Annotated in this window: 26 protein-coding genes and 1 tRNA gene; 15 read left to right on the forward strand and 12 right to left on the reverse strand. The window is 67.1% G+C overall.

The features are described 5' to 3' along the window. The first annotated feature begins 56 nt into the window (after positions 1-56). The 3 genes from guaA to AC1D14_RS00185 all read left to right on the forward strand — a co-directional run bounded on the left by guaA (position 57) and on the right by AC1D14_RS00185 (position 6,042). The gene (gene guaA / locus AC1D14_RS00175) at positions 57-1,646 is read left to right on the forward strand and encodes a glutamine-hydrolyzing GMP synthase (RefSeq protein ID WP_230118637.1); all 1,590 of its coding nucleotides are present in this window, start codon (positions 57-59) and stop codon (positions 1,644-1,646) included. A 173-nt stretch (positions 1,647-1,819) separates the two neighbouring features. Next, on the forward strand, positions 1,820-5,827 hold the full coding sequence (locus AC1D14_RS00180; RefSeq protein ID WP_476967915.1) for an AAA family ATPase: 4,008 nt from the start codon (positions 1,820-1,822) through the stop codon (positions 5,825-5,827). Further along, a complete protein-coding gene (locus tag AC1D14_RS00185) occupies positions 5,824-6,042 on the forward strand; it encodes a hypothetical protein (protein WP_476967993.1) in 219 nt (72 codons plus the stop codon). Before AC1D14_RS00180 ends, AC1D14_RS00185 begins: the two co-directional genes overlap by 4 nt. 22 nt (positions 6,043-6,064) lie before the next feature. Here the strand turns inward: AC1D14_RS00185 and cpaB are convergent, their stop codons facing one another. From cpaB to AC1D14_RS00200, 3 genes are all read right to left on the reverse strand, one after another. Continuing rightward, on the reverse strand, positions 6,065-6,799 hold the full coding sequence (gene cpaB / locus AC1D14_RS00190; RefSeq protein WP_230118638.1) for a Flp pilus assembly protein CpaB: 735 nt from the start codon (positions 6,797-6,799) through the stop codon (positions 6,065-6,067). Between the two features lie 190 nt (positions 6,800-6,989). Next, positions 6,990-7,256, reverse strand: coding sequence for an FmdB family zinc ribbon protein (locus tag AC1D14_RS00195; protein WP_230118639.1), 267 nt, complete (start codon positions 7,254-7,256; stop codon positions 6,990-6,992). Between the two features lie 149 nt (positions 7,257-7,405). Next, positions 7,406-8,017 (reverse strand): 5-formyltetrahydrofolate cyclo-ligase, encoded by a 612-nt coding sequence (locus tag AC1D14_RS00200; protein ID WP_230118640.1) that lies wholly within the window; start codon positions 8,015-8,017, stop codon positions 7,406-7,408. Positions 8,018-8,105: 88 nt separating this feature from the next. On the opposite strand from AC1D14_RS00200, the gene galU reads away from it, so the two are divergent. From galU to AC1D14_RS00225, 5 genes are all read left to right on the forward strand, one after another. Continuing rightward, a complete protein-coding gene (gene galU, locus AC1D14_RS00205) occupies positions 8,106-9,011 on the forward strand; it encodes a UTP--glucose-1-phosphate uridylyltransferase GalU (RefSeq protein WP_230118641.1) in 906 nt (301 codons plus the stop codon). Between the two features lie 6 nt (positions 9,012-9,017). After that, on the forward strand, positions 9,018-9,638 hold the full coding sequence (locus AC1D14_RS00210; RefSeq protein ID WP_476880727.1) for a GNAT family N-acetyltransferase: 621 nt from the start codon (positions 9,018-9,020) through the stop codon (positions 9,636-9,638). A gap of 111 nt (positions 9,639-9,749) precedes the next feature. Continuing rightward, on the forward strand, positions 9,750-10,736 hold the full coding sequence (locus tag AC1D14_RS00215; RefSeq protein ID WP_230118643.1) for a hypothetical protein: 987 nt from the start codon (positions 9,750-9,752) through the stop codon (positions 10,734-10,736). Positions 10,737-10,760: 24 nt separating this feature from the next. Continuing rightward, positions 10,761-11,561 (forward strand): SDR family oxidoreductase, encoded by an 801-nt coding sequence (locus tag AC1D14_RS00220; RefSeq protein ID WP_230118644.1) that lies wholly within the window; start codon positions 10,761-10,763, stop codon positions 11,559-11,561. 47 nt (positions 11,562-11,608) lie between these two features. Further along, positions 11,609-11,681: transfer RNA gene (locus AC1D14_RS00225), tRNA-Ala, on the forward strand. 74 nt (positions 11,682-11,755) lie between these two features. Here the strand turns inward: AC1D14_RS00225 and AC1D14_RS00230 are convergent. After that, entirely contained in the window at positions 11,756-12,829 is a 1,074-nt protein-coding gene (locus tag AC1D14_RS00230) for a LacI family DNA-binding transcriptional regulator (protein WP_230118645.1), read from the reverse strand. 163 nt (positions 12,830-12,992) lie between these two features. On the opposite strand from AC1D14_RS00230, the gene AC1D14_RS00235 reads away from it, so the two are divergent. Further along, positions 12,993-14,984, forward strand: coding sequence for a glycogen debranching N-terminal domain-containing protein (locus AC1D14_RS00235; RefSeq protein WP_476880730.1), 1,992 nt, complete (start codon positions 12,993-12,995; stop codon positions 14,982-14,984). Positions 14,985-15,050: 66 nt separating this feature from the next. On the opposite strand, the gene zapE is transcribed toward AC1D14_RS00235, so the two are convergent. From zapE to AC1D14_RS00255, 4 genes are read right to left on the reverse strand one after another with little or no spacing between them, the layout of a single operon-like run. Continuing rightward, positions 15,051-15,563, reverse strand: a complete 513-nt coding sequence (zapE, locus tag AC1D14_RS00240) for an AFG1/ZapE family ATPase (protein WP_230118647.1) — start codon at positions 15,561-15,563, stop codon at positions 15,051-15,053. A 4-nt stretch (positions 15,564-15,567) separates the two neighbouring features. After that, positions 15,568-16,563 (reverse strand): magnesium/cobalt transporter CorA, encoded by a 996-nt coding sequence (gene corA, locus AC1D14_RS00245; protein ID WP_230118648.1) that lies wholly within the window; start codon positions 16,561-16,563, stop codon positions 15,568-15,570. Positions 16,564-16,588: 25 nt separating this feature from the next. Next, complete coding sequence (locus AC1D14_RS00250; protein WP_476967916.1) at positions 16,589-17,014, reverse strand: DUF1761 domain-containing protein; 426 nt, start codon at positions 17,012-17,014, stop codon at positions 16,589-16,591. A gap of 9 nt (positions 17,015-17,023) precedes the next feature. Then, on the reverse strand, positions 17,024-17,584 hold the full coding sequence (locus tag AC1D14_RS00255) for an Lrp/AsnC family transcriptional regulator (protein WP_230118650.1): 561 nt from the start codon (positions 17,582-17,584) through the stop codon (positions 17,024-17,026). A 171-nt stretch (positions 17,585-17,755) separates the two neighbouring features. Here AC1D14_RS00255 and AC1D14_RS00260 point away from each other — a divergent pair, with 171 nt between their 5' ends. Continuing rightward, complete coding sequence (locus AC1D14_RS00260; RefSeq protein ID WP_230118651.1) at positions 17,756-18,994, forward strand: MFS transporter; 1,239 nt, start codon at positions 17,756-17,758, stop codon at positions 18,992-18,994. A 47-nt stretch (positions 18,995-19,041) separates the two neighbouring features. Here AC1D14_RS00260 and AC1D14_RS00265 read toward each other — a convergent pair whose 3' ends face one another. Further along, positions 19,042-19,554 carry an Lrp/AsnC family transcriptional regulator gene (locus tag AC1D14_RS00265; RefSeq protein ID WP_476967917.1) on the reverse strand — a complete coding sequence of 171 codons (513 nt, stop codon included), beginning with the start codon at positions 19,552-19,554 and terminating at the stop codon, positions 19,042-19,044. 133 nt (positions 19,555-19,687) lie between these two features. Between AC1D14_RS00265 and AC1D14_RS00270 the strand changes: the two genes are divergently transcribed. Together AC1D14_RS00270 and AC1D14_RS00275 are read left to right on the forward strand one after the other, a co-directional pair. Further along, positions 19,688-19,882 (forward strand): hypothetical protein, encoded by a 195-nt coding sequence (locus tag AC1D14_RS00270; protein WP_230118688.1) that lies wholly within the window; start codon positions 19,688-19,690, stop codon positions 19,880-19,882. A 4-nt stretch (positions 19,883-19,886) separates the two neighbouring features. Next, a complete protein-coding gene (locus AC1D14_RS00275) occupies positions 19,887-20,405 on the forward strand; it encodes a PLP-dependent transferase (RefSeq protein WP_354962138.1) in 519 nt (172 codons plus the stop codon). Here the strand turns inward: AC1D14_RS00275 and AC1D14_RS00280 are convergent. Further along, positions 20,402-21,718, reverse strand: coding sequence for an MFS transporter (locus tag AC1D14_RS00280; RefSeq protein ID WP_230118653.1), 1,317 nt, complete (start codon positions 21,716-21,718; stop codon positions 20,402-20,404). The genes AC1D14_RS00275 and AC1D14_RS00280 overlap by 4 nt on opposite strands. A gap of 97 nt (positions 21,719-21,815) precedes the next feature. On the opposite strand from AC1D14_RS00280, the gene AC1D14_RS00285 reads away from it, so the two are divergent. Continuing rightward, positions 21,816-22,793: a LysR substrate-binding domain-containing protein gene (locus AC1D14_RS00285; RefSeq protein WP_230118654.1), complete on the forward strand. Its 978-nt coding sequence runs from the start codon at positions 21,816-21,818 to the stop codon at positions 22,791-22,793. A gap of 123 nt (positions 22,794-22,916) precedes the next feature. Here the strand turns inward: AC1D14_RS00285 and AC1D14_RS00290 are convergent, their stop codons facing one another. After that, positions 22,917-23,951 carry a nitronate monooxygenase gene (locus AC1D14_RS00290; RefSeq protein ID WP_476880734.1) on the reverse strand — a complete coding sequence of 345 codons (1,035 nt, stop codon included), beginning with the start codon at positions 23,949-23,951 and terminating at the stop codon, positions 22,917-22,919. Positions 23,952-24,113: 162 nt separating this feature from the next. On the opposite strand from AC1D14_RS00290, the gene AC1D14_RS00295 reads away from it, so the two are divergent. After that, positions 24,114-24,986 carry an N-acetylglucosamine kinase gene (locus tag AC1D14_RS00295; protein WP_476880853.1) on the forward strand — a complete coding sequence of 291 codons (873 nt, stop codon included), beginning with the start codon at positions 24,114-24,116 and terminating at the stop codon, positions 24,984-24,986. A gap of 27 nt (positions 24,987-25,013) precedes the next feature. Here the strand turns inward: AC1D14_RS00295 and AC1D14_RS00300 are convergent, their stop codons facing one another. Continuing rightward, positions 25,014-26,087: a pirin family protein gene (locus AC1D14_RS00300; protein ID WP_230118656.1), complete on the reverse strand. Its 1,074-nt coding sequence runs from the start codon at positions 26,085-26,087 to the stop codon at positions 25,014-25,016. A 56-nt stretch (positions 26,088-26,143) separates the two neighbouring features. Here AC1D14_RS00300 and AC1D14_RS00305 point away from each other — a divergent pair, with 56 nt between their 5' ends. Then, complete coding sequence (locus AC1D14_RS00305; protein WP_230118657.1) at positions 26,144-26,596, forward strand: NUDIX hydrolase; 453 nt, start codon at positions 26,144-26,146, stop codon at positions 26,594-26,596. The last annotated feature ends 387 nt before the right edge of the window (positions 26,597-26,983 follow it).

The following is a 26,983-nucleotide window of genomic DNA, read 5'->3' on the forward strand; positions in this document are numbered from 1 at the left end:
TCACAGCAGGGCCCCTTAAGGTGCGTGCGGGTGACCGTGCAAAGTAGTCTAGGACGGTGACTACTCCCACTGCATCCCAGACTTCCCAGAAGCCGGTGCTGGTTGTTGACTACGGTGCCCAGTACGCGCAGCTGATTGCCCGCCGCGTCCGGGAAGCGAATGTGTATTCGGAAGTGGTTCCGCATACCTACACCACCGAGCAGCTCCTGGCCAAGAACCCTGCCGCCATCATCCTTTCCGGCGGGCCTTCCAGCGTCTACGCCGACGGCGCGCCGAGTGTCGGCGCCGACCTCTTCGAGGCAGGCGTCCCGGTCTTCGGCATCTGCTACGGCTTCCAGGCCATGGCCAACGCGCTGGGCGGGAAGGTCGACAAGACCGGTCTGCGCGAGTACGGCTCCACCCAGACCACCATCCTTGGCGAGGGCCGCTCCGTGCTTGAGGGGATGCCGCAGCACCAGAACACGTGGATGAGCCACGGCGACTCTGTGCACGAGGCACCGGAAGGCTTCGAAGTGCTGGCCACCACCGCCGGCGCCGAGGTTGCAGCCTTCGCGAACGAGGAAAAGTGCCTCTACGGCGTGCAGTGGCACCCGGAGGTCAAGCACTCCGCCTACGGCCAGCAGGTCCTCGAGAACTTCCTGTTCAAGGGCGCCAAGCTGGAACCGAACTGGACCACGGGCAACATCCTCGAGGAACAGGTGGACCGGATCCGCAAGCAGATCGGCGACGCCCGGGTCATCTGCGGCCTCTCCGGCGGCGTGGACTCGGCAGTCGCTGCCGCCCTCGTCCAGCGCGCCGTCGGCGACCAGCTGACCTGCGTGTTCGTGGACCATGGGCTGCTGCGCGAAGGCGAAGCCGAACAGGTGGAACGCGACTTCGTGGCCGCCACCGGCGTCAAGCTCTACGTGGCCAACGAGCAGGAGCGCTTCCAGTCGGCCCTGGCCGGCGTCAGCGATCCGGAGACCAAGCGCAAGATCATCGGCCGCGAATTCATCCGCGCGTTCGAAGAAGCCGAGCTTGCCATCATCGCCGAAGCTGCCGCGCACGGCGAAAAGATCAAGTTCCTCGTGCAGGGAACCCTGTACCCGGACGTCGTCGAATCCGGTGGCGGCGAGGGTGCGGCGAACATCAAGAGCCACCACAACGTGGGCGGGCTGCCTGAGGACCTGCAGTTCGAGCTGGTCGAGCCGCTGCGCGCCCTGTTCAAGGACGAGGTCCGCGCCGTTGGTGCACAGCTGGGCCTGCCGCAGGAAATCGTGGGCCGCCAGCCCTTCCCCGGCCCCGGCCTCGGGATCCGGATCGTCGGCGAGGTCACCAAGGAACGCCTCGACCTGCTGCGCAAGGCGGACGCCATTGCCCGCGCCGAGCTGACCGCTGCCGGCCTCGACAACGACGTCTGGCAGATGCCCGTCGTGCTGCTCGCGGACGTCCGCAGCGTGGGAGTCCAGGGCGACGGCCGGACCTACGGGCACCCCATCGTGCTGCGTCCCGTCTCCTCCGAGGACGCCATGACGGCCGACTGGTCACGCCTGCCGTACGATCTGCTGGCCCGGATTTCGAACCGGATCACGAACGAAGTCGACGGTGTCAACCGGGTGGTGCTGGACGTCACCAGCAAGCCGCCGGGAACCATCGAGTGGGAATAGCGTTTTGAGTGGCCGGTCTCCGCGAGGAGGCCGGCCATTTGGCTTTCTGCCAAGCATGGTTTGGGACTGCCGTTTGTCCCGCGCAACCGGCGCAGGGTGAAATGCGCCGCAACTTAGCCCGTTCCAGTGTTGCGGTCTCTCACCAGCGGCCGTTTCCGGCTACGCTCGAAAGTATGCCCGTATGGTCCAAGGCGTCACGTGCAAGCGCAGAAAAGAAGGCAGTAGTGTCAGTTGGTCAGGTCGACTCAGAGGGTTCGGAGGAGCTCAGGAAGTGGCTGTCCGGGCTTAAGCCCGTCACCGGAGCGGACACCATGCTGCGCTTCACCAAAACGCCTGAAGGTTCCATAGACCTGACGCATGCCCACCCATCCGGCCTTGCCCAGCTCATGGCCGGACGCCGCACCAGGCTGTCCACGCTGATCCGCGACCACCAGCAGTATGTTGTGGCTGCCCGCGCCTCCCGGAACCTTCGCTCCAAGATTTTCGAGCTGGCCAACGACCGCGGCATCGAAGCCGGTTACCTGTCCGCCGGGACCGTGGTGTGGACATCCGCCGTCGGGGGCAAGCCCCAGCGAGTATCGGCGCCGGTCATGCTGACCGCCATCTCCCTTACCATCAGGCCCGGGGAAGACGACTACGAGCTTCAGCTCACGGAACAGGCCCGCATCAATCCGGCACTGATCCGCCACCTGAAGACCATCCACGGCATCGTTTTCGACGTCAACGCCGTCACCAGGATGGCCTACAGCACCGCACGCTTCGACCCGCAGCCCGTGCTGGACAGACTCAGCACCCTCGTCAAACCCATCCACGGCGCCGAGGTGGAGCACAACCTGCTCGTTTCGACGTTCGCGGACCTTGCGGGCAACCTCGACGACCCCTGGATCAACCAGCAAAACCCCCTCGTGGCCGCCCTGTCCCGTGCCGCGGCCGGGGAAGCCGGTGACCTCCCGGTGCTGCAGCCCGGACGCTTCCCGAGCGTGGACGAACGTGATCCAGCCAGCGAACTGCTCCTGCTCGACGCCGACGCGGACCAGCAGTATGTGATCGACGCCGTGCGGGCAGGGGACTCGCTCCTGGTCAGCAGCCCGCCCGGCACCGGACAGACCCAGACGGCGATCAATACCGTTGGTGCGCTGGTGGATGAAGGCAAGACTGTCCTCGTGGTGGGGGACCGGCGCGCCAGCCTCAATGAAGTGGCTGCCCGCTTCGAGGGCCTGGGGCTGGAGTCCATCCTGTTCCAGCTGTCCGGCAGCGCGACGCCCCAGCAGCTCAAGGGGCAGCTGGTCAGGGCAATCGTGCGGAACGAAAAATCAGCCGAGCCGCGGCTGGGCAGCCTGCACAAGACACTCATCGAGCACCGGCACGCCCTGATGGACCACGTGGCGTCGCTGCACAACGTCCGCAAGCGATGGGGCTGCTCGCCCTACCAAGCAATGCAGTCGCTGGCGGAACTGACCTCAATTCAGCCCGCCCCGGCCACCACCGTGCGGCTGAAGCGCAGCGTGCTGGACAACATCCGGGACCGGGAAGAACTCGCGGGCCGGCTGAAGCGCGCCGCGGAACTCGGGAGCTTCAGCAGCGCTTCCACGTCCAGCCCGTGGCACGGCGCCCGCCTCGTGACGCGCAAGGAGACAGAAGAAGCGCAGGAGCTCGCGCGCTCGGTGGAGAAAAAGCTGCCGGTGCTGCACAGCCGCATGAAGGACGTCGCGGACCATGCCGAGATCCGGCTCGGTGGGAACTTTGCGGAGTGGGGTGCCCAGCTCCGGTTGCTGGTGGCAGTCCGGGAGAGCCTGGATAAGTTCACCCCGGACATTTTCGACCGGCCGGTCCACGACCTGATCTCCGCGACCGCGTCGTCGGCCTGGCGGCGTGAGCACGGCATCGACATGCCGTCCATGCAGCGGTCGCGCCTGCGCCGCGTAGCGAAGGAATACGTCCGCCCGGGCGTGCACATCGCCGACCTTCACAGTTCGCTGGCGCTGGTCCAGGAGCAGCGTGCCCTGTGGTCGGACTATGCCACCACGCAGCGGCATCCGGCGGTTCCATCCGGCCTCGCCGAGATCAGCATCATGTACCGCGGGCTCACCCGCGAACTGAAGATGCTCGGAGACGCGCTGCGGCATACGGCGGCCGGTGGAGCACTCGAAAAAACGGCCTACCCGGAACTGATGGAGCGGCTGGAGCGGCTGGTGGCGGACACCCAGACCCTCCAGACGTTGCCTGAACGCACACTCCTCATCGAGAACATGCGCGAGCACGGCCTCGGCGAACTGCTTGCCGACCTCTCGGAGCGGGAGGTCCCGGCGGAGTCCGTCGCGGCGGAGCTTGACCTGGCCTGGTGGCAGTCCGCGCTCGAAGCAATGATCAGCGGCGACGACTACCTCGCCATGTCCGACGGCGGCGCCCTGCGCCAGCTCGAAGCCGAGTACAGACTTGCCGACAACGCCCACATCGCCAGCGGTGCCGGGCGGCTGCGGTGGCAGCTCGCCGAGCGCTGGAGTGCCGGCATCGCGGAGAACCCGCGCCAGGCGGACCTCCTCCGGAGCCTCCTCAAGGACGGGCGGGTCACCCTTGCGGCGCTCACGGCCCAGGCTCCCGCGCTGGTTCCCATGCTGGTACCTGTCTGGTCGGTCAGCCCGTACCTTATGACCGGTCTCCTGCCGGCCGAGCAGAAGTTTGACGCCGTGGTGATTCTCGACGCCGAAGCGACCTCGCTCCAGGCGGTCCTGCCCGCCGTGGCCCGGGCCAAGCAGGTTATTGCCTTTGGCGACGACAAGATTGCGAGCCCCCGTTCCTTCACGGTGGCGGTGGAGCGGCTCGCTGCCGGGGAACCGACGCACCAGAGTGTGGGGAGCGCCTTCAGCGCCCTTGCCGAGGTCTTGCCGATGTGGCGGCTGCGGTCCGTCTACCGCGCGGTGGACGAGGACCTCGTCCTGCAGCTCAGCAAGGGTTTTTACGACGGCGGCCTCCGCCGGCTGCCCGAAGGCCAGTCCGCGACTGGGCTGGACCGTGCCCTGCTGGTGGAGTACCTGCCCGACGGCACGGGACTGCCGAGCGCGGACCACGAGGGCGTGGAGTCGGTAGTGGCCGAAGTGAACCGGGTGGTGGAGCTGGTGTTCGAACACGCCCGCTTCCGTCCCCGCACGTCCCTTGCAGTCGTCACCGCCAGCTTGCGGCACGCCGCGAGGATCGGCGAGGCGATCCGAACGCAACTGCCCAACTATCCGATGCTCGCCGAATTCTTCACCGCGGGCGAGGAATCGTTCCGCGTCGTGGATCTGGAGCGTGCCCAGGGTCTGGTCCGCGACCATGTGATTTTCTCCCCCGGCTATGGCCGGACGCCCCACGGCCGGGCACTCCATAACTTTGGTCCGCTCTCTGCCGAGGGCGGCCGTGCCAAGTTTGCCCTGGCAATGACCCGCGCCCGCCAGTCCCTGCATGTCCTGACGTGCTTCAAGCCGGAAGACCTTGACCGGACCCGGCTGGCACACGGAGCCGTGGACCTCTATGAGTTGCTTGACCGGGAAATCGCCGGCAACACCGACCTCGGGACTCCGGCTTCCCGCGCCGCGGCCAGCGAGCAGGCGCTCGGGGCAGATCCTCTCGTGGCCGACCTGGGCGACCGGCTCCGGGCACGCGGGGCTCGCGTCTGGCACCAGTACGACGGTGTCATCGACGTCGTGGCCGCTGCCGACCCCCTGAGCACGATGGGCCAGGACGAGGCCGAGATTCCGCGCCCGGTAGCCATCGAGTCTGACGGCACCGAGCAGTACCGGCAGATGACGGTCCGTGAACGCAGCAGGCTGCGCCCGCAGCTTCTGGAGCGCCTCGGCTGGCGGTATATGCCGCTGTGGACGATTGAGGTGTTCACGGATCCATCGGCGTGCGCTGACCGGATCGGCGGCTACCTCGGACTCGAGAAGCCGGCTCGTCCCGTCAGGTCCGCGGCGGGGCCGGGCTTCCTCGATGACGACGTCACAAGCCTGGCGGGATCCTATGAGCCGTCGGCGGATCAGGAGCCGTACCGGCAAGACCCGGACCAGGACTACGTCGACGATGAGGACCGGGACGACGACGATAGGGGCGGCGTGGACACCCCGGATCAGGACGAGGTAGAAAACGGCGCCGAGAACGATTACGACGGTGATACCGAGGACAGGCAGGAGAGAGCGCAGTGAATCGTGATGCAGTGAACAATGAATCCAGCCCGGGTTCAACGCCTCCCACTCACACTGCGGCTCCCACTCCGGCGAAGCCATCGGGTCCGCTGGAACCGGGCAGCGCGGTGCCCAACAAAGCGTCTGAGGACGATCCCAGGGCCTGGGGCGACTCTGAATCCGACAACGACCATGATGCCTGGCTCAAGGAGCAGAAGCCGCCGCACTGGGGCTAGCCGTAGCTGAGTTCATGCGGTGTCACGGGCCTGGGCCCACGAGTACGAAAAAGAGTTTTCCTTGCGTTGACGCCCCCGCCAGGGCGCTTGCCTCGGCCGGGGTGGCGGCCACCACCATCAAACCGTCGGAGTCCCCGGAGCTGAGCCACTGTCCGTCCTGGCCCTCCTCGGCCGAGGTCCACAGTACGGGCACCGCCGTGGCGAGAACTTTGGAAGCCGCCTTCTGCTCATAACCACTGCCGCTGGTGAGTACGACGTTGACGAGCTGGCCGGGGGAGACGAGCCGGATTGACGAGGGGTCCGCCATCCGCAGCGGCACGGCGGCTGAGCCGGGTGGAGCGCCGGTAAGCAGGCCGGGCCCCACCAGCTGGGCGTCTGTGAAGAGTTGCCCCATCCGGAGCGGTGCGGCCAGTTGCTTGCCATTCAGTCCCGTTGCTTCCGTAAATGTTCCAGCGGAGAGCATGGAGGGCAGAACATTGATGGCGGCCAGGTCTGTGCTGCCAAGCGTAGCCCCGGCCGGCAGGTCCCGTGCGGCGGCGAGAGCCGAGACTGTGTGTGCGGGGGCCGGGGTCAGCTGGTGGACGGCGATTCCGGCCGCCCCACAGAGCAGTAGCGCCACAGCCAGGCGGCGGTTGCGGTTCAGCCAGGCTGTCAGGCGGCCGGTCCCGGACCGCCCGGTCCGGGGCACGGCATTGCGCTGGTTGCTGCGGGCGGCGGGACGGGAGGCCCTGAGGGGAAACAATCCGATGGCTGGCATGCTGCCACGCTACGGAGCCGCCGCTCGTCAGCAACAGGTGACTGCCGCTCTATGTGGAAAACGTAAATGTGGTGGAAAACGTCCACAGGCAGGCAAGCCCCTACGCGGGAAATTGCGCTTTACTCAAAACTGCGTCTTGCACAAGACTGCGTTCTGCAAAAAACTGGGCGCTACGAAGTACGCGGTCAGCTCAGCTGGCGGCAGCGGCAGGCGCGCTCGAGGGAGCGGCGGCCGCCGGCGATGACGTGGCGGGCGACGGTGAGACCGTGCTGCCCTTGGCGTCGCGCGAGTCCGTCCGGTAAAAACCGGAGCCCTTGAAGACGACGCCGACGCTGTTGAACTTCTTGCGCAGGGTCCCCTGGCATTCGGGGCAGGACGTCAGAGTGCTGTCGGTGAATGACTGCACGATGTCAAAGGCATGGCTGCAATCCTTGCAGGCATAGGCATACGTGGGCACTGTAGATCCTCCTCTTGGACAAACGACAGGTCCAGTGCTGCCAAGTCGCCATCTCCGGGAAGATACTGGACGGAATTCCGTGCCGGAAATGGCTCCATTAGCAGTCGCAGGGCCTGAGTGCCAATTCTATCACCTTGCTGCGGTAACCATCATGTCAGTTGGACCACACCGGAGGGTGTGAGCACCGCGTCGACGGGGCGGTCAAAGCTTTCAACAGGAATGCTCGAGGCGGGCAGGAGCTCGGAATCATAGATGACCGCGGCCCTTGGTGCGTGCACGCCGGTTGCGTCCATGGCTGCCAGGAACTTGTCGTAGTATCCGCCGCCCTGACCGATCCTGTTGCCGCTTCCGTCCACGGCTGTGGCAGGCAGGAACATCCCTGCCACATCCCCGACGGCCTCCAGCCCGTGCCGTTCCCCTGCCGGTTCCTCGATGGGGGCGTACCTGCTGCGGACAAATTCGGTGGCAGGATTCCAGAGGACCCAGCTGAGAGCACGGTCAGGTTCGCAGACTGGCAGCAGCACCTTGTAGCCAGCCTGGAAGAGCGCCGTTATGAGCGGGAGCGTAGGCGGCTCGAAGGCCACGCCCAGGTAGGCAGTGAATGTCGCCGGTCTGCCGGCTGCGATGCTGTCCGCCCAGGACAGCCCATGAACGGCGATTCCGGCTCCCGCGGCGGACAGGACGCCGGGCTGCATTCCCACCCGGATCTTCCGGTGCCGGGAGCGGATCTCATCCTTTGATGGCGGGGTCTCTGGTGACATGGTGCCTCATTCCTTGTCGCGCGGAATCCCACCGGGCCACTGCCGGAAGCATTTACCGTATGAATGTTCCCTCCGATACATTAGTCCAGTGACTTCCACTAAGCCTTCAGTCCGCAAGGCCGTCATCCCCGCTGCGGGACTCGGCACCAGGTTCCTGCCTGCCACCAAGGCCATGCCCAAGGAGATGCTGCCGGTGGTGGACAAGCCCGCCATCCAGTACGTCGTCGAAGAGGCCGTCAAGGTGGGCCTCAATGACATCCTCATGATCACCGGCCGGAACAAGCGCGCCCTGGAAGACCACTTCGACAGGGTTCCCTCGCTGGAGTCAATGCTGGAAGCCAAGGGCGACACCACCAAGCTCGAATCCATCCAGGCGGCCAGCAACCTCGGCGACATCCACTACGTCCGCCAGGGCGACCCCATGGGCCTTGGCCACGCCGTACTGCGTGCAAAGCAGCACGTCGGCTACGAGCCGTTCGCGGTCCTTCTTGGGGATGACCTCATCGATGCACGGGACGAGCTGCTCAGCACCATGATCGAGGTTCAGGCCAAGACCGGCGGCTCCGTCGTCGCCCTGATCGAGGTGGAACCTTCCCAGATCAGTGCCTACGGCTGCGCCGACATCGACGAAACCGACATGAACGGTTACGTGCGGATCCGCAAGCTTGTGGAGAAGCCCGACGTCGACGAAGCGCCGTCAAACCTGGCCGTGATTGGCCGCTACGTGCTCCACCCTGCCGTCTTCGACGTCCTCGAAAAGACGGAACCGGGCAGGGGCGGGGAAATCCAGCTCACTGATGCACTTCAGGAACTTGCCGCGGGGACCGGCGAGGGCTACGGCGTGTACGGCGTGGTGTTCCGCGGCCGCCGGTACGACACCGGGGACAAGCTCAGCTACCTCAAGGCCTGTGTCCAGCTGGCCATCGACAGCGACGACCTGGGCCCCGGCCTGCGCGAGTGGCTGCCCGAGTTCGCCGCCAGCCTGACCAAGTAACTCCCCATGAGGGGCAGCCACATCTGGCCGGTCACCCTGGAGTGCGGGGACCTTGTCCTGCGCCCTATCAGATACCGGGACCGCAGGGAATGGACAGAGGTCCGTTCACGCAACACTGAGTGGCTGGCACCCTGGGAGGCTTCCAACCCCGCGCCGGGCGGTGCTCTCCCTGATTACCGGCAGATGGTGCGGTCCCTGAATGCCCAGGCCACCCAGGGGACGGCACTGCCATTCGTGATCACGGCATGGACTCCAGGCTTCCGCGATCCCGTCATCGTTGGGCAACTGACGGTCTCCTCCATCGTGTGGGGCTCTGCCATGATGGCCACGCTCGGCTACTGGGTGGATGAGTCGCGGGCGGGGCAGGGAATCGCTCCGACCGCGGTGGCCATGGCCACGGACCATTGCTTCCGCGCTCTGGGGCTGCACCGCATGGAAATCAACATCCGCCCCGAAAACGGGCCGAGCCTGCGTGTCGTGGAAAAGCTTGGCTTCCGCGACGAAGGCTACAGGCCGCGGTTCCTGCACATCAACGGCGAATGGGCGGACCACCGCACGTTTGCCTTGACTTCGGAGGAAGTTCCGGAGGGCCTTCTCAGCAGATGGCTGCGCACGAGGCCCGCCTGACAGGGACATGCCGCGACTTTTTCGTCATAAGTCCAATGATTTGAGAGCCCGGGAGCGACACACCGAGACGAATGCCACAAGAGGTCACCTATTCCTCATACGGTTTTGTGTGTGGACTTCCCTCTTAGCAGCTCAGTCATCCTTGTGGTCGCTGTCGCGCTCTGGATTGTGTGGGTTGCCCCTTACGTGCTCCGAAATGGCCGGCATCAGTTCCAGGCTGCCGGCGATCTGACGCTGGAGCCCGTCGACCACGAAACTGCAAACCCGCAAGCCGGAACGGTCCTTCATATGGCCGCCCAGCAGGAGAACCCCATGGACACCAGGAAGAGCAGCGAATCCGCAGCAGGCGTTGCGCCGGGCAAACCCGGCCGCGAGCCTGCCGTCAAGGACGGAGGCGCCTTCCGGATCCGGTATGGGCGGACCGCCATCGCCCTGGCCGGGCTCCTGTTCTTCGCTACGGCCGTCGTGTCGGGAGTGCTGCGGATCTTTGGGCTCGGAAACGGCTGGCTTCCAGCAGTGTCGTTCCTGGCGGGCATCGCCGCCGTCGTTCTTCTCCGCAGGCTCGCTGTGCGGGATCGCCGCAAGAAGGTGAACGCCGCGTTTACTGCAGCCATGGGTGCCCCTGCCGAACGCGTGGACCGCGCCGCGCGCGTTGACGTCCCGGCAGCCGCCGGCGAGGCCGTTCTTCGCGAAAGCAAACTGTTCGACGCTGAAGCCGCAGCCCCCCAGCCCAAGCCCTTGACCGCCGTCGAACTCCGCGAGGCCGCCCTGGCGGTAGCCCTCGCCGCCGGCGACAACAGCGGCCAGGCTGCCAAGGCGCAGGAAGCTGCCGAGCCGGCGGCCGCTAAAGCCACCAGCTGGGAGCCCGTCGAGGTCCCGAAGCCCACTTACGTGGAGGCCGCAAAGGCGGAACGGCCCGCGCCCGAACCCCTTGACCTGCCGGAGGCCCCTAAGTCAGCCGGCAAGCCGTCCCTCAAGCAGGGCCCCGCCGCAGCGCCCGCCGTCGCCTCCCCGAATGCCGGGCCAGCCCGGCCGCTGACTAAGGCGCAGAGCGCGCTGAGCAACCTGGACGACGTCCTGCAGCGCCGCCGCGCGTAGCCTCCTTTCGTGTAGCGTCGGATCATGACCCGCATCTGTGTGGCCGGGGGTACCGGCCAGGTTGGCCGCGAAGTGGTGCGCCAGGCCCTTGCCCAGGGTCACGCCGTCGCCGTCCTCAGCCGTAACCCGCCGTTGGAGGGTAGTGCCGGGCACCACGGCGGCGTCACCTACTTTCGGGCTGACGTCACCACCGGTGAGGGGCTGTCCGAGGCGGTGGCGGGTGCCGACGTCGTCATTGACTGCCTGGAGGGCATGGCCGGCAAGGCGCTCAAACAGTTCGCCGCCGGCGGCGCACTTCTGCTGGCGGCGGCGGTGGACGGCGGGGTGGCCAGGGCTGTCCTCCTCTCCATCATCAACTGCGACCAAAGCACCTACAGCTACTACCGGGCCAGGGCGGACAAGGAACGCCTGTATAAACGTTCGGAGCTGGAAACCGTGACCGTCCGGGCAACGCAATTCCACAGCCTGGTGGTTCGACTCTTCACTGCCGGGGCCCGGATCGGCATCATTCCTGCAATCAGGGGCGCGCGCGTCCAAACGATTGCGCCTGCCGACGTGGCGGCCGCGCTGCTGGAGGCGGCCGTTGAGCCGCCTTCGGAGGAGCTGCACCGGTTTCGGACGGTTGGCGGCCCGGAGACGGTTGACATGAAGGCGATGGCGGAAACATGGAAGCGCGTCACGGGTGCCAAGGGAGTGATCGTCGGGCTGCCGCTGCCGGGCGCCATGGGAAATTTCCTGCGCGAGGGCAGGAATTTGGCCCCCGGAGAACCCTACGGCCGGGAGACATTCGAGGCTTGGTTGGCAAAGCGGCCGGAAAATTTGTAGCCTAGGGAAACCGGCGTTGCGGTTCCTCTTCCAGAGGCAGCGTCCCCGGGGTTATAGCTCAGTTGGTAGAGCGCTTCGTTCGCATCGAAGAGGTCAGGGGTTCGAATCCCCTTAGCTCCACAGTTTTCATGACGTGACGGTTCAGATGTCACATCCGTTGCCGTCCTGGCGGGCCCATAGCAACCCGCTCAACCTCACCCGCGCGGTGCCAGCGGCAGGGGCACCCTTTCCACCACGCGGGGCGCAAGCAGCAGGTGCTCCTCCGGGGCGGCCCCGGCTCCAGCGTTGCCGGCAAGTTCGCAGGTCAGCAGGCGCACTATGTGCCGGGCGGCATCCTCCACCGGCTGGGCCACACTGGAGAGCCCCAAGGCCGCGGCCACGGGCGTGTCATCGAACCCGACCACGGCGGCCCTGAGGCCGGGACCGGCGGGCTGCCCGGGCGCGAAAAGTCCCGGTCGCAGTTCACGCAGGCATTCCAGCGCGCCGATGGCCAGCGAGTCGCTCGCGCAGACAATGGCCGTGGCGTCCCTTGCGATGAGCTCCCGGCCGCCGGAGACCCCTCCGGAGATGGTGTCGGGCGCGGCCATGCTGAGCCCGGGAACGTGCTGCCCCAGGCCGGAGGCGCGCATCGCCCGTTCCCAGCCGGCGCGGCGAGCGTCTCCCACCGGGGCGCCGTCCTGCCAGCCCAGGAAGCCGATGCGGCTGTGGCCCTGACGGGCAAGCATGGTCACCGCTTCCGCGGTTCCGGCGGCCCCGTCAACGTCCACCCACGCATGGCTCGCCGATTCGCTCGGCAGGCCCGCGTCCCACGGGCGTCCGAACACGGCGAAAGGAGTTCCGTGTTCCTGCAGCCAGCGGGTTCGGACGTCGTCCGGTCTGCTGGAGGTGAGGATGAACCCGTCGAGGCCGGCGATGTGGAGCAGCTGTTCGTACTGGAGGACTTCGTCGTCATCGGAATCGGCGCAGAACAGGGTCAGCCGGTACCCGGCTGCCTGGGCGGATTCGGTGAGTGCATGCAGGAAGCGGTCAAGGACGGAGCCGTTGATGCCGTCAGTGGCAGGCAGCAGCCTCATGCCCAGATTCATGGACCGCCGCGTCCGCAACTGGCGTGCGGCTGCGCTGGGCCGGTAGCCCGCAGCTTCGATGACTGCGAGGACGCGCTCCCGTGTGGCCGGCTTCACCCGGGCCGGTGCATTGAGCACGTTGGAGATGGTCTGCCTGGACACCCCCAGCTCGGCGGCCAGACTTGCGAGGGTGGGTCTGGCCACGAATGCTCCTTGGGTCTTTTTCCGTCTCACAGTAACGTGTGAGACGATTTTAACGCGGAAATTTGATCGATCAAATTTTGATCGACCTCCTTCGCTTGTTCACCAGCACCGTTCCGCAGCCTTCTTCCGGTTTCCCCCAGTCTTGACTTCCAGGAGTATTTTCGTGGCCTCTGAGCAGCCATACCTGCACAACCTTTCCGGTGTCTTCAGCGCCCCCATCCAGGCGTGGTCGGACGCCCACGGACAGATCCGCAGGGCCGGTGCCCAGGGGATCTACTGCGGCGACGACCGCGTGCTGAACAGTGCCGTCCTGACTGTTGACGGCCGGGAACCTGACTGGGTTTCAACCCAGCTCCGCTCATCCAAGGAGACTGACTACATCTACTTTGTGCGTGCGGAGGCCGAGGTTGCAGACCCGCTGCTTTCCCTGGTCAGGACCCGCACCGCCGCTTCGGGCAGGCTGCGGCCGGGCAAAGACGCTGAATCGCTCTCCGGGTGCTCCGGACGGGTGGCGGAAACTCTGAGGCTTGAGTCGGCGTTCCGCCAGTCCGTGACACTGAACGTCCGGCTGACCATGACGGCTGACAACACCACCATGGAACAGATCAAGCAGGGGGAGCGGTCCAGCCGGCCCGTTGAACCGGCCGCCGACGGCTGGTCCTGGCGCGACGCCGACACAGTGTTGGCCCTTACCACCGGCTCAAGCGACGGAGCGGGGCCAGCCGCCGTCGGCTTCGCCGGAAGCACGGTGACCATCGACTGGTCCGTGGTGATCAAACCGGGAGCTGCCGTCGAACTTGAGTGGGCAGTGGACCTGACCGACGCCGATTCCCCGATGCTTGCCGGCGGCGGCCCGCCCATCGTCGCCCCTCGTTCCGCCGATCCGCGGATCAACAGCCTCCTGCAACGGTCGGTCAGCGATCTCAACAGCCTGCGGCTGGCGCATTCCTCCCATCCGAACGACACCTTCCTCGCGGCGGGCGCCCCGTGGTTCTTCACCATGTTTGGCCGGGACTCCATCATTGCCGCCCGAATGCTGCTGCCCATCAACACGGTCATCGCCGCCGGCACCCTGCGCGCCCTGGCCGGACGGCAGGGAACGGAAACGGACCACACGTCTGCGGTCCAGCCCGGGAAAATCCTGCACGAAGTCCGGCGGACGGTCCTGTCCATGGCCGAGGGCGGCCAGGCCCTGCGGCTGCCGCCTGTGTACTACGGCACCATCGACGCCACTCCGCTCTGGATCTGCCTCCTGCACGACGCCTGGAAAGCCGGCATGCCCGATGCGGAAGTGGCGGAGCTTCTTCCCAACCTCCAGGATGCCCTGGAGTGGCTCCGGGACCATGGTGACCTGGACGGGGACGGGTTCCTCGAATACCTCGACACCTCCGGGCACGGACTCGTTAACCAGGGCTGGAAAGACTCGGTTGACGCCATCCGCTGGCACGACGGTTCCCTGGCAGCCGGGCCCATCGCCCTGGCTGAGGTCCAGGCCTATGCCTATGAGGCAGCAGTGGTCGGGGCCGAGTTGCTGGAGGCCTTCGCCCGGCCCGGCGCCCAGGAGTGGCGGGATTACGCAGCCGGCATGGCTGAGCGGTTCCGTGCCCAGTTCTGGTGCGAGGACGATTTGGGTCCCTATCCAGCCCTGGCCCTCGATGCGGACAAGAAGGCCGTTGACGGCGTCACGTCCAACATGGGCCACCTGCTCGGTACGGGCATCCTGAACGACGTGGAGAAGGAGATCGTGGTCCGGCGCATCATGGACCCGACCATGTTTTCCGGGTACGGCGTCCGCACCCTGTCCAGCACCAACGGCGGCTACTGGCCGACTCGGTACCACGCCGGAGCGGTGTGGAGCCACGACACCGCCCTGATCATCAGCGGCATGCTGGCCGACGGCTTTTCGGCCGAAGCCGCCCAGCTTGCGTCGGGGCTGCTGCACGTGGCCGAGGCCAATGACTGGCGGCTGCCTGAACTGTTTGGCGGCCACGGCTCGGACGCGGTGCGTACTCCCGTACCGTTCCCCGCAAGCTGCCGCCCGCAGGCCTGGGCATCGGCCAGCTCAGTAGTGATCGCCGCGGCCCTCGGCCAGAAAGCAGAGGATCCGGGCGCGCGCAGCCAGGACCAGTTGCTGGTTTCCACCGGGCCGAAGTAGCCTCGCCCACGCAGTCCGGCCAGACCGCAGGTGCGGTGCGTCCGCACCGGCCGGCTGGGGAGGCGGCTAGCAGCCGCTGGATTGTTCGTCTTCCAGCTGTTCGTCGGATTCGACCCTGCGCAGTACGGCCAACCTGTCCGCAATCCTGACCAGGGCGGAGGGGTCCTGCGACGGCGGTCCGGCGGTCCGGGCAGCGGCGGCCTCCCAGTCGAGGGGCCCTGGACCGATGAGGAAGGGCGTGACGTCCCGCTCGTGGAGCAGGTCCAGCACCTCCAGGAAGCGGTGCCAGGCGGCGGCGGAACCCGCGGCGGACTCCACGGCGGGGGACGGGACGCCGTCGATCACCCAGGCGGTGAACCCGCTCGCCAGTGACAGGTAGTCCCCAGCTCCCAGCGGGCTGCCGCACAGCGCGGCGAAGCTGACCCAGATCATGTCCGGATCTGCGTTCTTGACCGCGATGGCCTGCGAGGGGAGTGCCACGACCCGCTGCTGGGACGGCGCCGGCCGGAACAGCCCGCAGGCGCCCAGTTGCCGGTCGGTTCCCGGGGTGATGATGAGCCCGCGGCTGTACCCGGACATGTCGCTAGAGCCAGCCCTTCCGCTTGAAGATGGCGTACATCAGCCCGGCGGTGCCCGCCATCAGCCCGATCGCCATGGGATACCCGAAGACCCAGTGCAACTCGGGCATGTGGTCGAAGTTCATGCCGTACACACCCGCCACGAACGACGGCGCGAAGAAGATCGCGGCCCAGGACGAGATCTTCTTTACTTGCTCGTTCTGCTCAGCGCTCGCCTCATTTTGCCGGTTGGCCGTCAGCGTCCCGTCAAGCGTGAGGGCGTTCTGCAGGAGGTCCCGGAAAGAGTTGGCCCGGGAAATCACCCGCTCCACATGGTCCTCCACATCCCGCAGGCTGTGCTGGAGGTCCGTGTCCACCACATACTTTTCGAATCCCCGTTTCAGCTGCTGCATCATCTCGGGCAGGGGATGGATGGCGCGCTGGAACTGGATGACCTCGCGGGCCAGCTCATAAATGCGCCGCGACACCGTGGAGTCGCCGGCGAACAGCTGGTCCTCAATCTCGTCGATGTCGTTTTCCAGACCGGCCACCACCGGAGCGTAGTCGTCCACCACCTTGTCCAGGAGCGCGTACAGCACAGCTTCCGGACCGTGGCGGAGGAGATCAGGCCTCGCCTCCAGCCGGCGCCGGACCTGCCCAACGCCGGACATCTCCGCGTGCCGGATGGTCACCACGAAGTTCTTGCCCGTGAAGATGTGCAGTTCGCCGAACTCCACGGTCTCCGTGTCGTCGATGTAGCGCGCAGGCCTCAGTACCGTGAAAAGGTTGTCGCCGTAACGCTCCAGCTTCGGCCGCTGGTGGGCCGAGATGGCATCTTCGACCGCGAGCTCATGGAGGCCGAATTCCGCGGCGACGGCAGCCATTTCGGGTTCTGTCGGCCGATAGAGCCCGATCCAGGCCAGGCCGCCGTGGGCTGACAGCGTCTCAAAGGTCTGCTCAAGGCTTTCGGGTTCTGCCCTGCGGATCCCGTCAACGTAGACGGCGTTGTCGATGATGGTCACGGTGTGCGGCTTCCTGTCCGGCCGTTCAGGACATCGCGCCGATGATGACACCGGCGGCAGTCACGGCTAGCACATCATGGCCGGAATCGATGAGGGTCACGGCCGCAGGGCGTCCGGCGAAGCCGTTGTGGACGACGTGGCCTCCAGCGCGGAAAACAACAGCCAGCACGAAGGCAAACAGGCCGCCCGCCAGGGCGTTGTGCAGCCCCAGCTTGCTGATCAGCATAGCGAGCAGGACGGCCGTCAGGGCGGCAGCCACCATCATGGGCACCCAGATGCCGGCGCCGCCCTCGGCGTTCTTCAGGTCGTCTTCGGTCTTGCCGAGCGCCGCCATCCACCTGTTGCCCAGCACTGCGGGAAGGTACCAGACAAAGCCGATGGCCATGCTGGCGACGAAGGCAAGCAGCACGGCGAGCCAGTTGATCTGGGAAACATACGAGAGCCAATCCATCTTCGAATCCTATTCCCCAAGGCGGCGGTCGGCCGCGCGGCCAGCCGCCGGCCGCGCCGGCGGGCCTGGAGTGCCCGGAACTGCAGCTCCCTGGGCACCGGCTCCCTGGGCCAGACGGCTGATCAGCGGTTCCGTCCGGTACGGGATGTGCGTGTGAAGCGCCAGGACGGTTTCCGTCCGGATGACCCCTTTGATCCGGAGGATCGAACGGAGGGCGGCCTGCAGGTTATGCGTATCCGTGGCCACCACCCGGCACCAGACGTCGCCCCGGCCGGAAATTTCGTGCACCTCCAGGACCTGGGGAAGGAGGCGCAGGGCGCCCACAACGCCGTCGAGTTCGCGGTGGGTCACCTCGATCGTCACGAAAGCGACGACGTCGTACCCCACCGACTCGAGGTCGATTTCCCGGCCGCCGTCGTGAAGTATGCCGGAGCGCAGCATCCGGCGCACGCGCGACTGTGCTGTGTTCCGCGCAATGCCCAGTTTGTCGCTCAGTTCGCCGATCTGGACCCGCGGATCACGGACCAGTTCCAGCAGAATCCTGAGGTCGGTAGGGTCCAGGCTGTTCAAATCATCACTCCGGTTCACTTCTGCGTTAGAAAATTGACTGTTTTGCTCAATTTTCCCACGAAAGAGGGTTCCGGTACGCACTCCTGCCTCATTCTTTAGGTATCCATTCTCATTCGCGGCGGACGCTCCCACAAGGAGCCGGAGCCGCGGGACACAGGCAAGGGCACGGGTATGACCGTCTTCAGCGAACTTCGAATGCGACCGGCCGCCGCCAGCCGGTGGGGTTGGGATGCTTCCAACACCGCACGGCTTGCGATGGCCGGCGTGGTGATTTTCACGCTGCTGGTGGGGGCCAATCTGGCAACGCCGCTGTACCCTCTGCTGCAGGCAACGCTCGGTCTCAGCTCCTTCGACATCACGGTGGCATTTTCCGTCTACGTCCTCGCCCTCGTGTCCACCCTTATGCTGGCGGGACACTGGTCGGACCACATCGGACGCCGCGCAGCACTGCTGCTCGCTGTGCTGACGGGGCTGGCGGGTGGCTTCGTCTTCGCCCACGCGGACAGCCTTGCGGCGCTTTCGGCGGGGCGGGCCCTCCAGGGCGTGGCCGTGGCCCTGGCCACGGGCGCCAGCTCCGCCGCGCTGCGCGAACTGCTCCCGGCGCGGCCCGAGTGGGCCTCACGCTTCACCCTTCTGGCCTCTGCCGGGGGAGTCGCGGCCGGTCCGGCCATCGGGGGAGTCCTGTCGCTCCTCCCCGGCCCCACCTCCACGCCCTACTTCATTCACTCCCTGGTCCTGCTGGCACTCTTGGTCCCGCTGTACCTGCTCCGCGCCCGTCCCGCCATCAAGCCGGCTGAGGGACCGAGGCCGCTTCGGGCCCTCGCGCCCCGACGCCCCTCGGTGTCGGAGGAGGCGCGCGGCGCGTTCTGGCTGGCCGCCGCCGTCGGGTTCCTGAGCTTCACCGTCTTTGGCTTCTGCCTCTCACTGGCGCCCGGCTACTTCGCCCGGATCCTCAGCATTGATTCCCGGCCGCTCATCGGCGTCCTGTCCGGACTCACCCTCGGCGCATCAGCCTTGAGCCAGCTGCTCAGTGTCCGCGGCCGGTTCGCGGTTCCGGCAGGGCTGGCCCTGCTTGGAGGGTCGGTAATGTTCATCGCCGCCGCGGCGTCCTGGAGCAACCCCTGGCTGCTGGTCGGTGCCAGCCTGGCCGCCGGCGTCGGCCAGGGCATCGCCTTCCGCACCGTGTTCAACGACGTGGCAGGCAAGGTGGAAGCCTCCCGTCACGCCCAGATCATCAGCACGGTGTACGTGATCACGTACCTCGGCAGTGCAGTCCCGGTGGTCGGGCTGGGAATCGCGACGGCGGCCTACGGGCTTGAGGGGGCCGTCGCCGGATTCGTCGTGCTCTGCGGCATTGCGGCCGGGACGCTTGCTGCGGTCACGCTGCGCCAGTCCCTTCGGGACGCCTGACGGGGACGCCTGACGGGGCGGCGTTTTGCTGCCTGCGGCGGTAACGCCTAGTCCTGCTCCGGAAGCGGCCCGTGGTTGCCCTGCATGTGGTCGAACACCAGCGTGGTTTCGGTATGTCCCACCACAGGATCTGTGGCGAGGTTGTCCAGGACCCAGTCGCGGAGGTCCTCGGTGGTGGCGACGGCGATGTGCAGCAAGTAGTCCACCGAGCCGGAGGTGTGGAACGTCGACAGCACTGCCGGCAGCCTGGGGACGCGGGCCGTAAAACGGTCGATCTGCTCGCGGTCGTGGGCGCGGAGCCGGACGGCGATCAGGGCCTGGACGGAGCGGCCGATTGCGGACAGGCTCAGTTTGGCCTCAAACCCCTGGATGATGCCGCGCTCGGAGAGTGCCCTGGTGCGCATCAGTGCCGTCGACGGGGCGATACCCACCAGTTCGGCAAGCTGCTTGTTGGAGATCCGGGCGTCGTCAACCAACGCGGCCAGCAACCGTTCGTCGATGGCGTCCAGCGGCTCGGCATTTCCCGATCCAGACCGAATATTCTTCGCGTTCGTGGTCACGGATCCTCCTCGAAGTGTTCTCCGTTCATCATAGTCGCGGCTTTCCGGCCGATCCATTCACAAGGACTGTATATCTCCGAATATTTGCCAGATACTCGCGGCGTTCAATGGCGAATAATTCACAAGGAGCAGAATGCGTTCTCTCGACTCACTGGCAGTCCACGCCGGCCGCGACGGGCTCACAGGCCAGGGTATCCATGCGGTGCCCATCGACCTTTCCACCACGGCTCCGCTGCCCTCGGTCGCGGACGCCGGCCTCGCCTACGAGCAGATGGGGTGCCGCCCTGGTGCTGCACAGTGCAACCAAGTTCATGGGAGGCCATGGTGATGCCATGGGCGGTGTAGTGGCGTCTTCGCCGGAGTGGGCCACCCGCCTCCGTCAAGTCAGGGCCGTCACCGGCGGCATCCTCACACCGTGGCCGGCCTACCTCCTTCACCGCGGACTTGCTACGCTGCCCGTCCGGGTGCGGGCGCAGCAGTCCACCGCCCACAAGGTGGCCGCCGGGTTGGCGGAACATGAGCTGGTGCGCACGGTCCGCTACCCGGGCCTTCCCGAAGGCGATCCCCACGGGCTGGTGGGAACGCAGATGTCCGGGCCCGGTTCCCTGCTCGCCTTTGAACTGCGCAGCGCCGAACATGCCGGGCGGGTCCCTGCCGCCGTCCGGATGATCACCCACGCGGTGTCCCTTGGCGGCGTCGACACGCTCATCCAGCACCCGGCAGGCCTCACGCACCGCCCGGTGGCCCCGGAGGCCAAGCCGCACGCCAGCCTCCTCCGGGTCTCGGTGGGGCTCGAAGACGCCACGGACATTCTCGGAGACCTGGTCCAGGCCATCGAAGGGACCCGCTAGCCGCCGGCTGCCGGGTTCTCCTGTCCGGCCGCCTGCCGCCCGCGCTCCCTGTGGTGCGGGCGGCGGCCGGTACCGCCCGCCGCGGCGGGATGCACGACGGCGGTGATCACCGCCGTCGTGCATCCCAGCACAATCACGGTGACGGCGAGGGCCGTCCAGCCGAGGGACTGGTAGACCAGGCCGCCGGCCCAGCCGATGATGCTGGACCCCAGGTAGTAGGCGAGGTTGTATAGCGACGCGGCCTGCGCCCGGCCGGTGACGGCGATGGCACCCGTCCAGCCCGCTCCGATGCTGTGGGCGGCGAAGAAGCCTCCGGTGAAAATGAGCAGCCCTGCCAGGATGAGGACGAGCACCTGGGTGAGGGTGAGGGCCATGCCCGCCGCCATCAGGACGATGCCCGCCAGCAGCACGGAGCGCCGGCCGAAGCGCAGTGTCAGCCCGCCCGCCCAGCGCGACGTCACGGTCCCGGACAGGTAGGCGAGGAAGATCAGGCTGATGACGGTGGCCGGAAGGCTGAAGGGTTCCCCGGAGAGCCGGAATCCGAGGTAGTTGTAGACGGCCACGAAGCCGCCCATCAGGAGGAACGCCTGGACGTAGAGTGCCAGCAGGCGCGGATTGCGTACGTGGCCGCCCAGCGTCCGCGCGGCTCCCCGGAGGCCCTTGGCCGGAACGGCCCTGAAGCCGCGGGCCTTCGGCACAAGGACCAGGAACAAGACAGCGGCGACGGTGGCCAGCGCGGAGACTGCGAGGGCGGCGGCGCGCCAGCCCCACAGCTCGCCGACCGGCCCGGCCACCAGCCGTCCGGCCAGTCCGCCCAGGGTGGTTCCGGCCACATAGCTGCCGGCGGCCATGGCGGCATGGGCCTTGTTGATTTCCTCGTTCAGGTAGGCGATCGCAATCGCGGGGATGCCGCCCAGTGCCATGCCTTCCAGCATCCGGAGTCCAAGGAGCAAGGGGAACGACGTAGCCAGCGGAACGAGCAGCCCCAGCGCGGTGGCGGCGCAGATGCCCCAGGTCATCGCCCGGACGCGTCCGATTCTGTCGGCCAGGAACGACCAGGGGATGACGGTGAGCGCCAGCCCCACCGTGGCCAGTGAAATGGTCAGCGCGGCCTCGGCCGCCGTCACCCCGAGCTCCCTGGACATCAGCGGCAGCACCGCCTGCGTGGAGTAGAGCTGCGCGAAGGTTGCCACACCCGCAAAGGCAAGCCCGGCGAGGACCTTGCCGTACGCGGCCGAACCCTTTGGATGACCCTCCCACAGCGCTTGCGGAGCGGAACCGGATTCAAAGCTGGGGTTCGGACTTTGGGGCATTGGCATTCTTCCAGCGTAGATCTACCCTGATTTAGCATCCAATGCATGATTCAGTGCGGATTCATGCACTAACGCACGTATTTCGATCCGGGGAGCCATGGATATTCAGCACAAGCAACTGGCCCAGCTGCTGCCCATTCTGCCGGTGCTGGCGGAACTCGGCCGCACGCAGCACATCACAGAAACGGCCGAGCTGCTCGGCGTTCCGCAATCCACGGTGAGCCGGGCGATGGCCCGCGCCAGCGCCGCGGTGGGCACGGAGCTGCTCATCCGAGAGGGCCGGGGTGTCCGCCTCACGCCCGCCGCCAAGGCCCTGCTCCCGTACATCGAGTCCGCGCTCGCAGAATTCCGGACCGGTCTTGATCTGGTGCAACACGAATCCGAGGTGGTCCGCGGCCGGATCGCGGTGACCTTCCAGCACACCTTCGGCGAGGCCACCCTGCCGCTGCTGATCAGCGCGTTCCGGAACCGTCACCCGCAGGCGGAATTTGACCTCAGCCAGGGATCCAGGGACAGCTGTCTCGCGGAGCTCGCCTCTGGAACGGCAGATCTCGCCCTGACGGCCCCGGTGGCTGTTGCCAGCCGGAGCATCGGTTCGGCCGCTCTCTACAGGGAGCCGCTTCGGCTCGTGGTGCATCGCCGGCACCGCCTTGCCGGCCGGCAGGCGGCAGCGGTGGGGGATATCAGGAGGGACCCCTTTGTTGCCATGGGGCCCGGATACGGCATGCGGTCCCTCACGGATGCGATGTTCCGCGAAGCCGGCTTCCGCCCCCGGATCGCCTTCGAAAGCCAGGATTCCCACACTGTCCGCGGTCTAGTCTCAGCCGGACTGGGGGTGAGTATCCTGCCGCCGGGCGGCGGTGCAGGTCCAGGCACAGCGGCCAGTACCGGAGATTTGGGCTGGGTGGAGATACCGCTGGAATCGGAACTGGCGTACCGCGAAATCGGCCTCGCCTGGCGCGAGCGCCGAGGGCGCGATTCCGAGCCAGATCCTGTGCGCCTCTTCCGCGAACTCGTACTCGGGGAAGGCCCGGCGCTGTTGGCCGGGCTGGTCTCTGCCCCCTCGGGTGTGTGACCCTTCATCGGGATACAGCGTTCATCGGGGCGTGAGATCCAGGCGCTCAGGTAGCGTCAGAGCGCCTGTTGAGTCGGAGAGCCTGTTGAGTCAGAGTGCCTGTTGAGTCAGAGTGCCTGGATCTCACTCCTCGGCGAGAAGACGGCTCATGACGTCGGCCACGGGGCCCGGCCGGGCGCTCTGCCAGCCCGTTCCCGCCCACAGGTTCAGGCGTTCCGCGTCCCCTGCTGCAGCGGCAGCGGCCCGGATGGGCGCAGTGAGGTGGTGGATGGCCGGGTAGCCGTCCGGGGCGTCCTGATGGTCCCGCACGAACGCGTTGACCAGGGCACGCGCGTAGCGGCCGGTGAAAGCGCGCGTCGGCTGCGTCTCCGTGAACCGGTCAGCCCCCAGCGCGTCCTTGTGCAGTTGCCGGGCACCGCTTTCGTCCGTCCGCAGGAGGGCTGTGCCCACCTGCACCGCTTCCGCGCCGGCAGCGAGTGCCGACCCCACCGCCGCAGCATCGGACACGGCACCGGCAGCCACCAGCGGAAGGCCGACGGCGGCGCGCACCTGCAGGACCAGCGCCGCCGTCGTGGACGGGACGCTGCTCCGGGCAGTGTCCGCCAGGAAGGCGCCGCTGTGAGCACCGGCGCTGCCGTGCTGCACGACGAGCGCGTCCACGCCGCGGTCCGCGGCGAGCGCCGCTTCAGCCGTACTCGTGACCGTGGCAAGGACTGTGGAGCCGGCCTTGCGGAGCCCGGCGATGACGCGGGCGTCGGGCAACCCGAAGGTGAAGCTGACAAATTCGGCAGGATGGAGCAGCAGTTCGTCGATCTTGTGCTGCCAGCCATCATCGTCGCCGAGGATCAGAGGCGGAACCTCGACGCCATAGCGGGCGGCATCAGCGGCAAGGCGGTCGCGGTAGTGCTCCAGCAGTGCCACGGCCGCGGGGGAGGGCTGCAGCTGCTGGGGATCCGGGACAAAAACATTCATGCCGAACCGGACGCCGGCCGCGCGGGCGACCCGCATCTCATCGCTCATGGCCGCAACCGACTTGTACCCGGCTGCTAGGAAGCCGAGACCGCCGGAGCGGTGGACGGCCTCAACGAAGCGGGTGGTGGACGTGCCGCCGGCCATGGGCGCTGCGATGATCCGGGTGCCAAATATGCCGTGGGACATTGCCTGCTCCTCGAGACGCTTCAGTAGGCTGTTGGGGTGACTGACTCTGACAACCTACCCGATGCCCTGTCTGTTCCCTCCGGCAGCGCTGTTCCTTCTTCCGGGGCAGCTGCTTCCGCGGATGCCCTTCCTCTTGCCGGTGCTGTCCCCTCCGCGGGCGTCGTGATCGGCCTGGACATCGGCGGCACCAAGACGCGGGGCGTCCGCTTCGAGAACGGCAAGCCCGTCGCCGACGAAATCGTCGGCAGCTCCAACGTCCAGAACGTCAGCCGCGACGAAGCGGCGTCGCATCTGGCGGAGCTGTTCGCAAAAATTGGCCAGGGACCCGTGGCCTTCGTTTACGCAGGGGCCGGCGGCATCGACACCGCTGAGGACGCGGCCGCGCTGGCTGCTCTCATCGAGCCCCACGTGCCGGGTGCCAGGATCACAGTGGTCCATGACTCCCGCCTGCTGCTGGCGGCCGGCGGGGCGAGCGAGGGGGTGGCTGTCATCGCGGGCACCGGCTCGGCGGCCTGGGGCCGGAACGGGCTGGGTGAAGAGGCGCGGGCCGGCGGCTGGGGTTATCTCCTCGGCGACGAAGGCAGCGGCTACTGGCTGGGCCGGGAAGCCGTCCGCCACAGCCTGCGCCGCATGAACCAGGGGCTGGAGCCGGACGCGCTCACGCGTGCCCTCCTGGAGTCCTGCGGCCTTGACGAGCCCAACAAGCTGATCGCCCTGTTCCATTCGCCTGCCACGGGACGCCGATACTGGGCCCAGCAGGCCCGGCTGGTGGTGGAAGCCGCAGACGCCGGCCACGGGGTCAGCCAGGGGCTCGTCGACCAGGCGGGCAGGGACCTGGCCGAGATGGCCGCGCAGGTCCTCCGGCAACTGAAGCTCGAGGGCCCTGTCATTCTGGGAAGCGGACTGGGCATGAACGTCGTCCGGCTTCAGGACTCGTTCAGGAACCACCTCGCTGCGGCCGGCGTCACGGACGTCCGCGTGCTGGACCGGGAGCCCGTCTTCGGTGTTCTGCAGCTCGTCGGCGAACTGGGGTGACGGAGAAACCGGTTCCAACGAACGGTGTCAGGCGCGCGTCCGCGGCTTGAGCTGCACGCCGGGCAGCGGGGGCGCGGGAATGCGGCCGGCCTCGCGCCCGGCGTCAGGACCGTGGCCCCGGACGAGTCCGAAGCGGGCGGCTTCGGCAGCGGCGTCCGGCATCGTGGCCTGCGCTTCCCACTCCGCCCTGGCCTGCGCCACCTCGTCATGGGTCCTGCCCACGAAGTTCCACCACATGAGGAGTTCCTCCTCGAGGGGCTCACCGCCAATCAGGAGGAAGCGCGTACCCGGCAGAGCGTCCACCCGGAGCAGTTCGCGGCCGGCCCCCAGGTAGCCCAGCGGCCCGGGCCCGATCTGCTGCCCATCCACCGTCAGGCCGCCGTCGAGCACCAGGACCGCGTGCTCGAACTCCGGTTCCAGCGGGAGGCCCGCGGGGCCGTCGCACCGGACATCCGCGCCGACAATCGGCGTGTACATGGTGGCGGGGGACGTGCCGCCGGCGAACGTGCCCACCATCACCGTGGCGGTGTAGCCAGGACCCCGGACGGTGGGGAGGTTGCGGTGCTGTTCGAAGGCCGGAGGACGGTGCCGTTCGGCATCCGGCAAAGCCACCCAGAGCTGGAGGCCGCGCTGCAGCGGAAGCTGCGCGCCGCCGTCGTGAGTTTGGCTGCCGTCGCCTTCCGGAGCGCCTTCCGCCGCGCCACTCTCAGCAGGCAGCACGGCGAACTCTGAATGCGAGACACCGTGGCCGGCGGTCATGATGTTGAGTTCGCCCGGGCGCACGATCACGTCGCTGCCCACGCTGTCCCGGTGGCGGATGTGTCCCGCGAGCGGCCAGGTGACGGTCTGAAGCCCGGTGTGCGGGTGCGGCAGGACGGACATCGCTATCCGGTCCGGACCGAAGCTGTCCAGGAAACACCAGGCCCCCACGGTGGGCAGGCCTCGCTGCGGCAGGGTGCGGAGCACGTTCATGGCGCGGACACCGCCGAGCGGCACCTCACGCGCTGGCCAGAGCTGCACGCACGGACCGGTGCCCGTCCCGGCGTCGGGTCCTGCGGGCGGGCACACTTCCTCCTGGGGGAGGACCTCCAGATTCGTCACAGTCCCACTCTAGGACCGCCGCACCCCGGGGCATAGCTCCGGGCTAGGCTGACTCCATGAGCGTTCTCTTCGATACCCGCCCTGCTGCCTACGCGGTCATCATCCGCGATGACGCCATCCTGCTGGCGTACTGGAAGCAGGACGGCAAGGAGGGCTGGACGCTTCCCGGCGGCGGCCTGGACCTCGCCGAACATCCGGTGGACGGCTGCATCCGGGAAGTCTTTGAGGAAACCGGCTACCACGCCGAGATCGGTTCCATGCTGGGCATCGATGTGGGCCACTGGCCGGCCGGAACACGGCTGGACGGCATCGACAGGGATTTCCAGGCCCTCCGCCTTGTCTACGAGGCCCGGGTGACCGGCGGGGAACTCAGCCACGAAGTGGACGGTACCACCACTCATGCCGCGTGGATACCGCTCCCCGAGGTCGGCTCGCTGAACAGGGTCTCGCTGGTGGATGCGGCGCTGCGGCTCTTCCGGGAGCGTCCCGCCAACGGCAAGCTTGACTGATGCTTCGGCTGCGGCGTTTGCCTGGCCAGAATTTCCTCAGAAAAGTTTCCTGACCAAAGTTTCCTGACAACATTTCCCTAGCCAAGCCGGGAACCGGCTGGCTATCCTAGGGGGAGCTTCCGGACAGGTGATCCGGCACCGAACGCAAAAACGGGGAGGTGGACCTGATGACTGCAGAATTCCTGTGCGCGCCGCGCACCAGCAAAGTCTCCTTCATTAATCCTGCCCCGATATTGCGCACCGCCTAACGGCAGTCAGCGCAGCCTTCCCCCCTCCATCCGTTGGCCTGAGCGACAAATGCCAGGACATTTGATGGGCAACGACGGAACGCACAAGACGGCCGATGCGGTGCCAGGGGCCCACCCTGAGGTTCACAGTGAAAATATC

This window comes from Arthrobacter sp. P1_B11 (assembly GCF_056406715.1).

What these genes read in the sequence shown, in the direction of transcription:
- AC1D14_RS00270 (WP_230118688.1), top strand. Translation starts at nt 19,688, where the DNA reads ATGCGTTCTCTCGACTCACTGGCAGTCCACGCCGGCCGCGACGGGCTC.
- AC1D14_RS00280 (WP_230118653.1), bottom strand. Translation starts at nt 21,718, where the DNA reads ATGCCCCAAAGTCCGAACCCCAGCTTTGAATCCGGTTCCGCTCCGCAA.
- AC1D14_RS00305 (WP_230118657.1), top strand. Translation starts at nt 26,144, where the DNA reads ATGAGCGTTCTCTTCGATACCCGCCCTGCTGCCTACGCGGTCATCATC.
- AC1D14_RS00250 (WP_476967916.1), bottom strand. Translation starts at nt 17,014, where the DNA reads ATGGATTGGCTCTCGTATGTTTCCCAGATCAACTGGCTCGCCGTGCTG.
- AC1D14_RS00200 (WP_230118640.1), bottom strand. Translation starts at nt 8,017, where the DNA reads ATGTCACCAGAGACCCCGCCATCAAAGGATGAGATCCGCTCCCGGCAC.
- AC1D14_RS00220 (WP_230118644.1), top strand. Translation starts at nt 10,761, where the DNA reads ATGACCCGCATCTGTGTGGCCGGGGGTACCGGCCAGGTTGGCCGCGAA.
- AC1D14_RS00180 (WP_476967915.1), top strand. Translation starts at nt 1,820, where the DNA reads ATGCCCGTATGGTCCAAGGCGTCACGTGCAAGCGCAGAAAAGAAGGCA.
- AC1D14_RS00285 (WP_230118654.1), top strand. Translation starts at nt 21,816, where the DNA reads ATGGATATTCAGCACAAGCAACTGGCCCAGCTGCTGCCCATTCTGCCG.
- cpaB (WP_230118638.1), bottom strand. Translation starts at nt 6,799, where the DNA reads ATGCCAGCCATCGGATTGTTTCCCCTCAGGGCCTCCCGTCCCGCCGCC.
- AC1D14_RS00210 (WP_476880727.1), top strand. Translation starts at nt 9,018, where the DNA reads ATGAGGGGCAGCCACATCTGGCCGGTCACCCTGGAGTGCGGGGACCTT.
- AC1D14_RS00260 (WP_230118651.1), top strand. Translation starts at nt 17,756, where the DNA reads ATGACCGTCTTCAGCGAACTTCGAATGCGACCGGCCGCCGCCAGCCGG.
- zapE (WP_230118647.1), bottom strand. Translation starts at nt 15,563, where the DNA reads ATGTCCGGGTACAGCCGCGGGCTCATCATCACCCCGGGAACCGACCGG.
- AC1D14_RS00290 (WP_476880734.1), bottom strand. Translation starts at nt 23,951, where the DNA reads ATGTCCCACGGCATATTTGGCACCCGGATCATCGCAGCGCCCATGGCC.
- AC1D14_RS00275 (WP_354962138.1), top strand. Translation starts at nt 19,887, where the DNA reads ATGGGCGGTGTAGTGGCGTCTTCGCCGGAGTGGGCCACCCGCCTCCGT.